The organism is Nocardia fusca NBRC 14340 (assembly GCF_001618425.1).
Classification (GTDB): Bacteria; Actinomycetota; Actinomycetes; order Mycobacteriales; family Mycobacteriaceae; genus Nocardia; species Nocardia fusca.
In genome coordinates, this window is record NZ_BDCU01000018.1 from 544,409 (window position 1) to 559,825 (window position 15,417).

1 protein-coding gene (running past both ends of the window) is annotated in these 15,417 nt (G+C 68.3%); it reads right to left on the minus strand.

This entire window lies inside a single protein-coding gene on the minus strand: locus NF4_RS11675, encoding a LuxR C-terminal-related transcriptional regulator. The 50,490-nt coding sequence extends 18,545 nt beyond the window's left edge and 16,528 nt beyond its right edge, so the window shows coding positions 16,529-31,945 — codons 5,510 (partial) to 10,649 (partial); reading right to left, the first codon wholly in view occupies positions 15,413-15,415. Both the start codon and the stop codon lie outside the window.

Consider the following 15,417-nt stretch of genomic DNA (forward strand, 5'->3'; position numbering starts at 1 on the left):
CACCGGACGCCGGGGTGAGCGCCGCCAATTCTTCGTCCGACAGATCGGACAGCTCCGCACGCGCGCGGTCGCGGAGTTCTTCGGCCCGCTCCGTCTCGGCGACCAGTTCCCGCAGCCGATCCTCGAAATCGAAGGCGACGCCTGGTTCGGCCTCCGGTTTCTCCGCCGCGGCCTGCTCCTCCGGATCCGATTGTGCGCGCTGGTAACCGTTCGCGTCGTCCCAAGCCCACCCGTAGAACTCGGCGTAGGTGGGGGCGGACAGACGGGGCCCCATGCGCTCCAAAAGCGGTTGCAACGCGGTCGTACCGGCTTGCCGGGCAAGAGCCATCTCCGGCTCGGACGGCGATCTACCGGCCCCGACTCCGCCGAGAACGTGACGGTATGCCGCAGTGTAGACACGTTCGAGCGGACCGGGTGGCTCGGTGTCGTAACCCAGTTCTCGCAGTTGCCGTAAGGTCTCGGCACGTTCCGCCTGCGCCTGCGCCTCTTCTTCCAGCCGTGACTTCACGTACCCCGGCCGGTCCGATTCCAGCAGCTGCCGCGCCGCACTGCTGCCCGGCGATCGCCGGGCCTCCAGAACATGGACCGCGCAGGCGGTCAGGGCCGCGGCGAGTTCGGCGTCGGAGTTGCCGGCATCGAGCACCTGGACGTTTCTTGCCGGGTAGTAACGGTCGTCGGCATCTGCTTCCAGCAGCAGCACGACCTCGTTGTCACTGAGGATCCGATCGGCCCGGCGCCCGTTCGTGGTCTCGCGCATCATTTGCCGGGCCCGGCGAATCCGCTGTTTTCCGGCCCGATCGGCCAGGTTCAGCCAGGGCACCTCGGGCAGGGCCGGCTCCGGACGGGCCTCCGGATTGCCGACCCGCTCCACCCACACCCTGCCGTACGAGTCGCTGGAGGCGGACCAGAATTCACAGTCGAGGTCTGTCAGCTCCCCGAACTCCGGATGTGCGGCGATCGCGTCGTCACGTCGCTGCCGGTGATCGCCGGCCTCACCGGCGATGACGACCAGGCGCGGCCAATTGCCGCCGATCACGGCCACGTGGTCGGTCAGCAACATCCCGGGCTCGTGCCGCAACATGGCGGACAGTACGTCGCGGGCAGCGGTCGCGTCGGCCGTCGCCCGCGCTGCGGCCGCATCCCGGGCCACGATCGCACGCCACGCGACCAGATCGCGGAACTGGAGGTCGGCGTGAGTGCGCCGACGCTGATCGGCGGGCGATTCCGGACCGGCCGGGCGCACACTGCGACGCTCGATATCTCGGCCGATCGCCCGATCGAGAAGCGCGAGGTCTCGTTCCGCAGCGGTCCGGGTCATAGCCGCCCGCCGGATCTCCTCTGCGTTCTCGGGTGTGGTGGGCGTATGCCGGGTTTCGAGTCCGTTCGCGGTGCGCGCCGCGAGCCAATTCCGGCGGGCATCCTTCACGTATTCGCCGGGTTCACCAAGATATTCGGCGGTGGAGAGACGGCTGCCGGGCGCTTCCGGCGCCTCGAGGTATGCCCGCAGATTCTCGGGCGAGGCGATCATCATCGCCAACCTGTCGCGCGCCTCTCGCGGGTGGTTACCGAAGGCCTCGCCCGAGACGAGTTCGTCCAGCTTTTCCGGCGCCGCGCAGAACTCCGCCAGCTTCGCCGGCGAGTCGAACAACTTCGTCACCTTGTCGGGAAACGCCAGGAAGACTTCCAGAGCGCGGACACCGGCCCGGTAGCCGACCGCCAGCTGTTCGGGCTCGGAGAGGTGCGGGTCGGCCCGCAGAGCGTCCCGGATCGCCTTGCTGTGCGCCTCGTGGTAGACGATGTGCCGATCGTCTTCCTCGAGGTCATAGCCGGATGACTTCAGCACGTCCGCGAAAGTCGCTTCCCGTGCGAACGCTCTCGCTTCCCAGCGCAGGGTCGCGTGCACGTACTCGCCGCGCAGCATCGTGTACGGGTCCGGCATGGGCAGTTCTTCGGCATCCCGGCCGTGCTCGTTTTCGTGGACCAGGGTGACGGCCTGCGTCAGCAGGCTCGCGTCGGTGGTGAGCACACGGTTCACCAGTTCGGTCAGCGAATAGGAACCTGCCATACCCGAGGGCATGCTGGACACATGCCGTACTTTGACGGTTCGCGGAAGCATCTTCCGCCACTGCTCCCCGGCCTCGTCGAGCACCGACAGCACCTGGTCACCGACCGTATCGTGCGACAGGCCGACCGCGAATTCGAGGTCCGCCGGGTCGGCCGGCGCGCCGGGGAGCGCAACGGGTTCTCCGGCAGCGTCGAACGCGACCATCCAGAGACCGTTCACGCCCTCCCGATCCCACGGCCCGACCGTGCCGTCGAGCAGACCGAATATCTCCAGGCCCGGATCTTCTCGGTGGACCTCACCGTCCCGGTACACCGCACGGAACACGTGCCCGGCCACACCGTGCTCGTCGGCCTCGTCCGAGCCCACGAACACCAGCGCCGATGCACCCTCGCGCACCGCCTCCGGGAGTGCGCTCAGTGCCTCCGCGACCCCCGCGTACGGTCGATCCGGGTCCACCGCGAGCCGGCGAACATGCTCCGGACCGGCGCCGGCGATCTCCACGATTCGCGAGACCCCCAAACCCTGCGTACCGACGGCTTCGGGTATCCGGCTCGGGTCCACCCAGGGCAACCGGGCCAGCACCAGCTGTCCACACAGATTGGCGAGATGCCCCGCCTCACGCGCACCGGTCGAATCGGAGGGTGCGGCGTACTCGCCGTCCCCGTCGGACGCCACGACCGGCACCTCGGCTCGCGTACCTGTCGTATGCGGTGCGGCAGGGCCCGGCATCGACCACGATCGCGTTCGGGGAGCCTGTCCTCGGAAGCCGAGCCGGTCTATCGCCGAGCTGACCTCGGGTGAAGTGACCACACCGCGGAACACGCGGTGCACAGTGCTGACACTGACGCCCGCGAGGGCCGCGACATCGGCGGCCGTTACCGGGCGGACGGTATCGAGAACCGTGTATTTGCCGGCGGCCGGACCGGGAAGCAGATCGGCGACCAGCAGATCCGCCAGCTTCACCACCGCGCGCCGTCGCAGCTGGTTGACCGAGTTCATGGTCTTGCCCAATGCGACCGCGATGTCGTCCGGCGCGGCGCGCTCAAGGTAGCGCAATTCGAGATATCGCCGCTCGTCGTCGCTGACCGCCTCTGCACTCAGTTCGCGGACGAATCGCTCGAGCGCTGGTCGGTCGTGGCGTTCGGCCGCCTCGATCCGCTCCATCGCGTCGCCGGGAAGTCGCTGGCGGAAGCCGGTGATCTCCTCGGCGAGATGACGCACCGCCAGCTTGTACAGCTGGGCGAGACCCTGAGGGGTGCGCCCGGTTTCCGCGAGAGCGGCCACCATCTGGTCACGGGTCTTCTCCTGAACGATCCGCGATTCGATGGTCTTGCGCTCGTCGGTCGGCAGTTTCCGCAAGGCACGCCGGAACGCGGGTCGAGCATCCAGCCACGTCGACGTAACCAGCGCCAGCGCCCGTCCCCCGACGGTGGAGACTTCGCCGGTGGTCAGCGCTGTCGCGATCTTCGGGACCAACCGGTCCTGCAGAGCTCCCGCGGCCGCCTCCGACATGCCCATCTGTTTCGCGATGTCCGGGATGGACAGCGGCCGATCGACGAGGAACCGCAGTCGGATGAACTCACGATGGCGAGTCGTGAACTTCCGGACGGCGAGTCGTATCGTGTCGGGCGGGGTATTGCGGACCAGGTTGAGTTCCGCACCGCCGGTAGCGGCGGGGTCTGCTTTCGCAGAAGCCTTTTCCGCGGCGGTGCGCAATTCGACGATGTGAACCGCACCCCGCGTGGGCGGTCTGCCCGCCACCTCGACCGAAACCTTCGAGGCTTGCGCATTCTCCTCCTCCGGAGACGACGGCCGCCGCCAGTAGGCCGCCTCGACTCCGGCGGCAGTTTCGATCACGATTCCACGGCGTTCGGCCGACCAGCCGAGCCGTTCGGCCTCGGCCCGGACCCGTTGCGCAGCATCGGAGTCCCCGTGACCGCGGCCTTGCAGTATTCGCTGCGTAGTCGCATCGCTGGTCCCGGCGGCGAGGCCAACGTCGCGCAGCGTCACCCGGCGCAGCGTGCCCCGGCCGGCGATGTAGCGCACCGTCTCCGGATCGAGCAGGCCGGAAAGCACATGGGCACTGTGATACAGCTGCGCCTTGACCGTGTGGAAGTTCCGGCCGCGGGCCTGCGAAATCTGTTCGATGGTGCGACCGGCCAGAAAGCGTGCCAGATCGGATCGCTGCACGGGCGAGAGGAATCCGAGGCTGCTCGAGATCGCGTCGGGATCACCGGACCATACAACTTCGATCAGCAGCAGGGCCGTCGCGTCGGTGAGCAGCACACCGTTGGACAGGGCCGCCGCCACCCGAGGCGCGAGCCAACTCTGTTGATTCTCGATCTCGGTAAGTGGACGCCGCAGCCTGTATGCCACCTGACCGGGCGATAGGCGATCGACGAACAATGAGGCAGCACTGGTCCTGAGCCGATGCGGAAGAAGTTCTATCACTGCCCGGACATCTGCTCGATCCGCTGTTCGGATGCGCAGCAGGGCTTGTCCGCGGCCATGCTGATACCCACCACCTTCCGCGGTCCGCACGACCGGGATCGGTGAAGGTCGTTCGAGGCCCGCGGTGATCACCACACCCGGCCGCTCAACCGACCATCCGACCCGGGCAGCGGCCGCCTGCACTCGTCCCACAGCCGCGCTGGCCGCGTTGGAAGTCCCCGCCATGATCCGATGCGCGGTTTCCCGCGTCACACCCGCCTCCGCGCCGACGTCCGCCATTGTGACTCGGCTCAGACGACCTGCGGTCGTGTACTCGATGAGGAGCTCGAGTGGCAGATGCTCCATCAGCACCTCGGCTGTCCGTCGCAGTTGCGAGGTCACCGTGGACTTCGTCCGGCCGGTGGCCTGCACCATCTGCGCCACGGTCTTACCCTCGGCGAAGTACAGGTCGAAACAGGTCCGCTGACCAGGGGTCAGATACGTTCGCAGAGGGGCCAGCGCGGTCGGTTGCCACCGCTGCACCGCCTCGGCAACGAGCAGTTCCCAACCGCCCGGTTGTACCGTGGCAGCGTTATGGTGGGCCGCCTTCCGGCCGGCGGTCTCGACCGCCACCGCCGTGAACCAGGCCCCGACATCCTGCCCGGCTTGCAGGTGATGCAGTTCGCTTCGTGCGCGCCGCAGCGATGATTCAAGGATTTTCTCCGCCGCGGGTCTGTCCTGAGCGGTCGGCAAGATTCGCAGGAACATACGGTGGGCGTAGCGCGCGGACAGCCGATCGAAAGCATTCTCGTCGCCGGCCCGGGCAGCGCGTACCCACTCCGCAACGGGAGTGTCCGCGGACCGCTCGACGAAATCCGGGTCGAGCCGGAGCGTAAGACTGTTGGCTATCAGTCTCAGCGCGGTACGCACTCCCCGCTTCGATCGTCCACTGAGACCAGTGATCTCGGTGACGCCGCGGCCCTGGACGAAATACCACTCGAAATACCTGCGCTGAGTTCCGGAGAGCTCGCCCAGATACGGCGCCAGCACCTCAGGATGGTCCGATTGGGCCCTCTCGACGAAATCCACGGCCGCCCTACCGTTCAGCGAAACACCACCGGCCAGCAACCCGGCCAGATTCCGGGCGATCGCACGCTGCGCCACATTGATCGACGCCCGGCTACGACCCAGCAGAGATGCGACCTCGGCAACGGTCTTTCGTTGCCGGACGAGCAGATAGGCCAGTTCACGGTCGGTCTCTCGCAGGTTCGGTATGCAACGGGCGATATCGTCGGGATGCGCCGCCTGCACAGTCTGTAGCTCCGCACTCCGCCGTTCGGTGCGCTGCCACGGACCGGCATCCCGGACCACCGGAACCGGCGGTGCTGTACCGTCTCCCAGCGGAGCCGCGGCCGCGATGATCCTGCCGCGACCACCCGGTCGCCGGCCCAACCGCTCCGCCACGGCCCGGATGTATTCCGCGGTGCCCGCGTCGATGCCGGCGCGACCGTCCAACGCCCGCTTCACTGCATGGATCGATACACCGGCTTCTCGGGCGATATCTCGACGCGTGACAGGATGCAGATCGACGCCCCGCGCGAACCGGTCGCGTAGTTCGCTGGGCAGTTGGTCGGCGACCAACGAGGCGATCGCCACGAGTTGCCGGCGCATTTGCAGTCTGGGCGTCCGGAAGTGCGCCGCGACACGCACCAACGAGGCACGTTGTACGAAGTAGAGGTCGAATTGTTCGCGCTGCGTTTCGGTCAGGTTCGACAAAATCTCCGGTGTCACCAGCTCCGCACTGCCGTCGACGACCGCACTGATATACAGCAGCAGTGGATTCTGCCGCGTTCGGTGCCGCCCGGGTGCACGGTCCTGTGCCTGCCCGCCCAATCCTTCGACCACGGTACCGGCCGCTGCTCGCAGTGACCGCAGTACTGCGGTCACTGCGGACTCCCCTCGTCCCACTGTGCCGGCGATCTCGTCCGGCCATTGCCCCAGGAACCAGCGGATGAAAAGTTCCCGCTGGTACTCGCTCAACGTGTCGACAAGCGCGGCCAGTTCGTCCGGCCGGGTCCGCCGGGCCGTCGACAGTGCCGGGAGCAGGGCGCCGAGGCCACCCGCCTCCGCTACGTACACGCCCCCGCCGGCCAACATGGCGGCGAGCTCCGCACCGTGCGCTCCGAGCGCGGTGACCGAACTGCCCGGACCCGACTGCACGAGCTCACCCCGCATCAGCCGATGCGCGTCCTCGAGCAGATCCCGCACCGCGCCGACGGGCAGCTCGGTGAGAGCCGCCACCTCCTCAGGAGTGGCGCCCTCCAGATCAACCCACCGGACCACTGTGCGAAGGCGATCGGGCAGTGCCTGGTATGCACGGCCCACATCGGAGGCGAGCCAGTCCGAATCCACGGCAGCACCATCGACACCGGTGCCGCCCTGCTGCAGCCGATCCAGCGCTTCCTGCTCGTCGATGAACACGAGCCGACCGTCGTTGTAAAAGGATGCGGCGAGATGTCGTACGACGCCGCCCAGGTAAGCACCGAACGGTCCAGACGGCCTGTTGCCGCGCCGTAGCGTTCCCAGCAATCTCGAGAAAGCCAGCGAGACAACGTCATCGGCATCCATCTGATTGCGGGTGTTTCCGAGCGCCACTCGCCGGGCCTGCCGGTGATACCGCTCGTAGAGCGCTTCGTAGGCGCTCATGTCACCCGCGATCACACCCGTCACCAACTCGGCATCCGTGGCAGCTCCGGTGTCCGGATTTTCGAGCGAGCGGCCTGCGTAGCGCTCCCCGTCCGCCCACGCGTCCGGACCGAGCCGCCTGTCGTGCGCAAACCAAACCGACAAATCGGAGTATCTGCGCCGCGACCTCCGCTCAGCGCCCCCGGACACCTCGGAGAAGCCGGTCTCCGGCCCCGGTATCGATCCACGGCTTCCGCCCGACGGGGGCTGCGTTTCCTCCCGGCGTCCCAGGGGACCGGCTACCTGCCTCGCGGTCCCGTATGTGTGTCGCCGGCCGTCGTCGTCGGTGAACGAACGTACGGTCTCCCATTCGAGGGTGTCGTGCACTTCCAGGTACTGTCGGCCGTCGTCCCACCGAACCCGGGTTCCGGCGGGTATCTCCAGGTACAGCAGTGATTGCCCGGCGAACCGGACCGACGGATCTGTGAGCAGCTGCCAGCGCAGACCTTCCTCGGCCACGACCGTGGAAGTTCCCGATCCGGGTGCTCGGGTCGCGGCACCGAGGCCGGCGGGCAATACGGCGGCCGCCACGATCGGCCGCGACAGGGTTCGGCTCTCACCTTCCGGGGCGGCGAGCGATCTCCCGGCATAGTTGTAGGCGTCGGCCACATTCCCGAAAGCCATGATCTCGCGAGTGTTCTCGGCTCGTGCGACGGCATGCTTTCCGGTCGCGGACAGGCCCGCGAACGTTTCCGCGGACACCGCGAGCTTGCCCGAGTCGGCCAGGATCGTGGTCAGTCGCCCGATCTCACCGCCGAGCCACAGGTTGGCCTGGGTATCCACCAGCGCCTCGTGTATGTACAGGAACGCCTCGCACAGAGATTCCAGTCGCGCCGGCCCCGGCTCGGCCCAGCGCTCCGCGGAGAGGGCAGCGAGCCGATCCAGCACCGCCCAGGCGTGCATCGCGGTGAGATTCGTCGCGGTCACGCCCCGCAGCGGTGCCACCAGCTCGGCATCCGCTGATCCGGCCGCCGCGATGTCCCCGGCCAGCGATATCAGCGCCCGTGCGGACTCCTGTCGCTGGTCCACACCGGGTAGCTGTTGAGCCGAACGCAGATCCTCCTGGGTGAGGCCGGCGGCCCGGGCCCGGAAATCGGTGAATTCGCCGAGAGCTCGATCGAGCCGCCGGGCAGCGGAATCGAGGTCCGCTCGATCGGCGCCATCGAGCGATTCGGTCAGCCGTATCACCCGGTCGGCGGCATCGGCCAGCGCGACGAGCTCGGAATCGCCGGCCAGCTCGCCCAGCCGGCGCAGCGGATGTGCGAGATCGTCGGCATCCACCACCTGATGGAAATTCAGCAATTCGGCCAATCCGTCCCAGACCGACTGCCATTGCTGAGCCTCGGCACGCCAGGCACCGATCTCGAAGCGCCGCGATACTTCCTGCAACGCGTTGATACGCGAACCGATCACGAGACCGGATGCGAGCCTTTTGCGCAGCTCGGCCAGCCGGCGCGGCGTGGCAACGGAGGGCCACTCGTCCGCAGGCAGGAACGACAGCATCATCTCGGCCTGGCCGAAGACATCACGCACCAGATTCGGCCAGCGCAGGTGTGCCGGGTCGACTCCCAGCAAGGCGCTCAGCTCGGCGCGCGCGACGGCCAGCTCCTCCGCCGTCCGGTCTCCGGATGTTCCGCCCCGGACTTCCGCGACGCCGGCGGATTGTCCGGAAACCGAGCGGCCGGGCGCCACTGTTCCTGTCGCCGACCGGCCGCGGCCTCCCGTTACGTCTCCGATGGTGGGTGGTGCCGGCGGCGCACCGACCCCGGCCCGGCCGGCCGCGCCGGACGGTGTCTGTCCGCGGTCGTGCGAGGGCGCCACCGCGGCGAGCGGGGAGACGGTGCCGCGCGGCTCGCCCGGCCCGGTCGGATCGATACCGGTCGCCGCGGCGGCGGCCGCGAGCTCGGCGCGTTCGCGAACCCCCAGTTTGCGCAGGATTCGGCGGGTGTGCGTACGGACCGTCGACGGTGTACTACCCAGCTCGGCCGCAATCTCCGTGGAGTTCCTGTCCCCCAACAGCATTCGCAGTATCGCGGCTTCACGCGCCGATAAGCGGGGCGCCGGTCGAGGCGCGGGCGAACCGTCCCGACCCGGCGTTATGGGACCGGCCGGTGACTTCCGGGTGAGTTCCTCCGGTGCGAGACCGGTGACCCGAACCACGAGGGCCGGAAGTTCCGCTCGTGGTGTCCCGGGACCGAAATTGCGCCGGATATTGCTCAGGTGCCGCTGCACGGTGCTCGTGGAAGTACCGATTTCCGTGGCGATTTCCCGGTCGGTTCGGCCCTCTGCCACCAGGGTCAGCACTTCGATCTCACGGCCGGTCGGCTTCCGCGGACCGGGCTTGTTCCGCGACGCCGGACTGCCCCCGGTAGGCGCGGACGCGTCGACTGCTGATCCCGCCGGATCCTCGGTGCCCGAACGAATCTGCCAGGCCGACTGCGTCGTTCTCGCGCCGCCGGCCCCCGACGCCTGCTCATCCGCGCGCGCACCGAGGCCCCGGGGGATTCTCGGGTCGCGGGCGAAGAAGACTTCCGGTCCGTACCTCGGACCCGATACGCGGCGTCTACGGGCCGGCAGCCCCAGATCTTCCCGCGAGTCGCGGGGCTCCTCGAATGCGTCGACACCGCGGAAACCCGGGCTGCTGTCGCGACCACCGCCGCGGCGTGGCGGACTCCACCGGGCCGGCGGTGCGGGCTCCGCCGCACGACGCGTGTAGACACTGGCCGCATAGCCGAGTTCGGCAATCGCTGCCATCACCCGTTTCGTCACGCCCGCAGGTTGGGGCTCGTTACGCAGCACCCGGCTGGCGGTGGTCACACTGGTACCGGCCCGCTGCGCCACCTCGGCCAGAGTGACCCGTGGCTTGTCGGCTGCGCCGTCGCCCGGAGTTTCTGCCAGCCGCTGCCGGGTCTTCTCGCTGATCGGCAGGCCCGAGCGCGCACGACTCAGTGTGCTGAGATTCACCCCGGTCGCTTCGGACTGGTCCACCAGCGTATTCGCCCGGCGAACCTCGGGCGCCCGGTCGACTTTCTTGCCGACCGGATAACCCATCTCCACCGCTATCCGCCGGACACGCTCACTGGTCTCCTTCGAAATGTTGGGGATTTTGCGCTCGTTGACCGCGAAGTGAACCGTGGAGATGCTGACCCCGGCCGCACGAGCGATATCGGCCAAGGTGGGCTGCCGCACCTTCGGTTGCCGCTGCTGCGGCACCGGCGAGCCGGCCGCATCGTCCATCTGTTCGGCAAGTCTCGCCGACATCTGCCGCAGGGAGTCGCGCAGCATTGCCTCGACCAGGCGGCCGTCGCGTTCCATCACTTCGACGACGGCGGGGAGGTCCATTCCGGTCAGGTATCGCAGCAGGGTCGCCTGCCGCCAGGCAACAGGTAGCTCGGTGACTGCCTGCCACATCTGGTCCTTGGTGGCCGCCGCCAGCGCGGTACGGATCCTGTCGGTCTTCGCAGCCGACCACATCCGCTGCCGGAACTCGTCGAAACCACGCTGGAACTGCTCGTATTCGAGTGCTTCCAGCGCGATGTCCACCGCCCGGCCGGGAAGATCCACCGCTGGGCCGTCCTGCTCACCGGTCTCACCGGCCAAGCGCAGGAAGGTATCCCGCAGCACCGTCCGGACCAGTTCCCGGTCCCCGCGCGACCGGGGTACCACCTGAGCCAGGACCGGTTTGCTGTACTCGGCATACAACTGCTGGGCCCGCGTGGCCTGCTCGGCCGAGACTCCGCCGGACTCCGGCCCGGTGGTACCCGTCCGGGTGATCGTCCGGCCGGGATGTGCCGCGTTCTCGTGCGCCGGATCACGGACATCCCGGGCGCCCAGTTCGCCGCCTTTGTCGTCGAAGTAGGCGACGAACACAGTGCCGCGCTCGATCTGCCGGCGACTGTAGGCGGGCTGCCAATGATCTCGGTGGTAGAGGCGGATGCGCGGCATACTGCCCGGGGTGGGCGTATCGATTGCCGTGTCGTGCACGTACAGCGTTCCGGCGATCACGGTGAGGAGGTATCCGTGGGACGTGTCCCCGTCGTCCACCACGACCACCGCGGTATCGCCGTCCTTGCCACTGGCGCGCAGGGTGGCGGCGACCTGGGCCAGGGGATCGTCCGGATCATCGGGATGCGGCGGGTGATCCGTGATGGGTAGCGAATTCAGATCGACGAGGTCGGCGACGATCTTGTCCTCCAGGATTCGCCAGTTGTCGGTGGCGTGCCAGGCGGGATTGTTCTCGTCCAGATCGAGCTCGGAGGCGTTACCGAGCGCCTGCAGAACGCGTACGAGACGACGCGCACAGATCTCGTTGCGATGGGCGGCATCGACAGGCGCCACCGGCACGGCCTCGTCGAAGACTCCCGCGCGTAGATAGTCCGACAACAGTCGGGGAGCGAGCTCACGGGCGATCCGCACACTGATCCGCTGCACAGCCGAGTCCTGCACGCGATCCGGAACTCGGGTTCCGGGCGCGAGGATGTGCTGCTCGAAGAGGTCGTACTCGGCCTGGGAGAGCAGTCGAGACGCATGATCCGCCAGCAGCGCTCGATCCCGGGTCGCCGCTTCGGCCACCAGACGCGTCGCGATCGCCTCCGAGCCGCCGAGCGCGACGACCAGCCGCCGGAGCACGGCACCGGTGGTGACGTCGGCGGACGTCCGGCTCGGCGCGTCTGTTGTTCGTCCACCCGGCCGCGCCGTGGCCTCGCCCACGTACCGGGCGGTGACCGATTCCTGCCAGTGCTCGGGAAGCTCGGCGAATGCCCGGCGGAACTCGAGGTCGTTGGCACGTGCCAATACTTCTCGGTCCGCTGCCTCGGCCGCCTGCTGCAGAGCCCGCCGGAAGCGATTGTGTTCTGCGAACCGCTGCGCGTCCCGGACCACGTCGTCGGCCAGCGCGGCGATCCAGTGTTCGGTATCGGCATCGTCGGCCAGCACTCCGACGCCGCGCTGCGCGCGCCCCACCGCCTCGGCGGTCAGCATCGACACCAGCGATTCGGTTACTGCCGAAGCCGCTATCCGGGCCCGCGCCACTTCGCGCAACCGCTCCCACGGGAGGGCGCGCCACTTCGGCCCCACCCGCGCCGGATTCCGGACGAGATCGGCCGGAAGCCTGCCCACCCATTCCTCGGCCAGCGTACGCGCCCATTGGTCTACGGCCGATTCGTTGCCGCCCTCTTCCGATACTGCTGTTGCCCTGGCGTCATGCCGGTCCACGAAGTACCGCGTGTACCTATCGCGCATCGGCGCGGACAGTTGTGACGTCAACGGTTCCAGCGCCTCGGGGCATTCGGTCGCGATCTCCCGGATCACTGCCACTGCTTCGGTACCGAGACGCAGCTCTCCGCCGGTGAGCAAGGCAGCCAGCCGGACCGCGATCCGGTGCCGATGCTCAGCGACCGAACCCGGGGAGCGGCCCAGCAGTTCAGCCACTTCGCGAACCGGCCAGTTCTCCACGAACAGCCTGGTGGCGACTTCCCGATCCGTTTCCGGAAGTTTCGGAACGACCTGCTGTAGCCGGGTGCGTGATGCGGCGCGCACCACCGGTAGCGCGACACTGCGCCGCCGCGTGGCAACAGCGGCCTGCTGCGACTCACCCACCACCGGGACCGGTGCGTCAGGTGAGCCGGTCCGGCCGCCGGTGGATTCGAGGATCACACCGGAGCGAACCGGCTGATGCCCCAGCTTCCGCGCCGCGGCCAGGACTCTGTCGCGCACCCCGCGGTCGGCCGGAGTTTCCTTGCCGCCGAGTATCCTCGCGACGGTCGGCCGTGTGACACCGGCTTCGCGGGCCACATGGTCGTGGGTGGTCCGGCGCAGTACACCACCGGCCGTGTACCGGTCCGGAAGATCAGCGGGCAGAAGCTCCATGACCAGACGCGCCAGCCGATCGCGGGCCCGGCCGACCGTGGTCTCGCTTCGCCGCAACGCCGAGGCCACCTGATCGACCGGCTGACCACGCAGGAAGTAGCGGTCGAAAACCTCCATATCCGTCGGCGAAGCGATGCGCGTCAGCGGAATCCGGCATTGCTCCAATAGCTCCCGTTCCCGGGCCGCCACCGCCTCCACCAGCAACAAGGTCTGGTTCTCGCTACGGGGCGCTGTTTGCCGCGCTGCATCCGCCCTCTTACCGGCGCGTCCGTCCTCCTCCGACGACGCCGCTGCTGCCTTCCGCTCGTCCGGGACACCCGTTTTCCCCTGCGGCTGCGCTTCCGCCGCCAGCCCGACCATTCTCAGCAGGTATGTCTCGAAACCTTGTGCTGCGGCGCTCCCGGGTGTCTCGCCGAGAAGCGCTGCGCCGGGGCCGTATCTCGCTCCCGCCCCGGGGACATCGCCGGAACCCGGATCCCGGCCGGCGTTGTTCGCACGCGATGTCAGGCGGCCCGCGATGCCGACATTGTCGTAATCCAATCCGGCTACGGCCCGGGACTTCCCGTCGACCAGTGGGCGGCGTGGTGTGCCGCCCTGCATGATCTCCCATCCGGATACGCTGCGTATCCCCGTCTGCGCCGCGGCCCACTCCGTGAACGCGAAGCGCTCACCGTTGTCGATCACCACTACTTCACCGGCACCGGGCACCGGAACCCTGGTACCGTCCGCGCGGATCTCGAACTCGCCCTCCCAGAATGCGTGTACCGCATGCGAACCGGGCCGGGAGGCGTCGGTGAAACCCTGGAATCCCAGTACCACCAGTACTGCGTCGCCGGTCTGTTCCACATGCTCGGCGACCTCGTCGAGGTTGCGGTAACCGCCTTCGCGAGGGTCGGCGCCGAGCAGATCGAACGACTTCCTGGCGAGGACTCCGGCAGACCCGGTCACATGTCCGCGTAGTTTCGCCGGCGCGGCACCGCCCGCGGCCTCGTACACGCCCAGCCCGGACTGCACGAAACAGTTTCGCTGCGCCGGCTGCCACAGATGTTCGACAGTGCTGATCGCGGGTTCGGCGCCGGCCTCGGCTCGATCGGGCGCGACGGTCGCCGCGAACACGGCGTCGACATCGGCGGCGAGGCCCTTCGCCAGTCCCGCGTCGATCCGCTCGAGCTGTGTTGTCAGCAGATCGAATTCGGCGACATCGGCGATCAGCTGCTCCAGCCGCCGGAGCTCGGCGACCCGGTCGTGGAACACCGCATCGGCGAAAAGGTCGGCGCGCGAGAGCGTGATCATCGAGATCTGTTCGGCGGTCAGCTCCGCTGCGGTCAGCTCGTGCTCGGCCAGCGAATCCGGACCGATCATCGCGGCCAGCGCTGCCCGCTGACCCGCCTGGAATCTGCGCAACTGAGCACCGCGCCCGGTGTCGTCACTCAGCCAGCCGAAGTCCAGCTCGGTCTGCGCCTCGATTCGCTCTTCCACCGTCGCACGTTCGTCCAGCACGCGGGTTCGCTCCGCCGCCAGTGTGTCGAGCCGGTACCCGAGGTCCTGCAGGCGCCCGATCTGCCATTGCCGCAGTTCCCGTTGCCCGGCCAGGCCGAGCAGCTCATGCAACGCGGCGCGGACCTTCAGATACCCTTCGTGTTCGTATCGGCCTCCCCGCCATTGTTCCGCCCGGCGCAGCTGCTCACGCACCTGTTCGGTGTCGACGAGACCGGCGCCGAATCCGAACGTGTAATCGTCGAGAAGTTGCCGGTGCTCATCCTGCGCGGCGACGAGCCGGCCCGCCAGAACGGACAGGTGTGCTTGTGCCTGGAACAGTGCCGCACGCAGGCGATCGATCCCCAGCATCCGCGTGGTCACCGCCAGCACGTCTTCCGAGGACTCGATCTCGACATCCAGGGTCCGGCATTTCGCGGCCGCCCGGGCGCGCGCGTCCTGGACTCGTTGGCGCTCGAGCACCTCGGCGATCCGGCGGACCCGAGCCGGGGTGAGGAGCGCGGGTGCCGTACCGATCTGCGCCGCCAGTTCTTCCGCGGACCGGCGGCGTTGCTCCCGTTGCGATGCCAGGGCCTGGGTGATCAGGGCAGGCGATTCGGCGGCACTGTCCCGCATCGTGTGCAGCTCGCGGCGCCGGTCGGCGTCCCTGTCGCCCAGAGCATGCAGCGCCTCGCCGATCAGCGGCGGCGCCGCGGCGCCGTCGAGAGCCCGGATCGCGGCAACGACGCTCAGTGCCTCGGCCAGCTCATTACGGAATGAATCGTCCAGCGACTGCCGATGCGGGTCGGCCAAAAGCGCGGCGATCGAGTTCT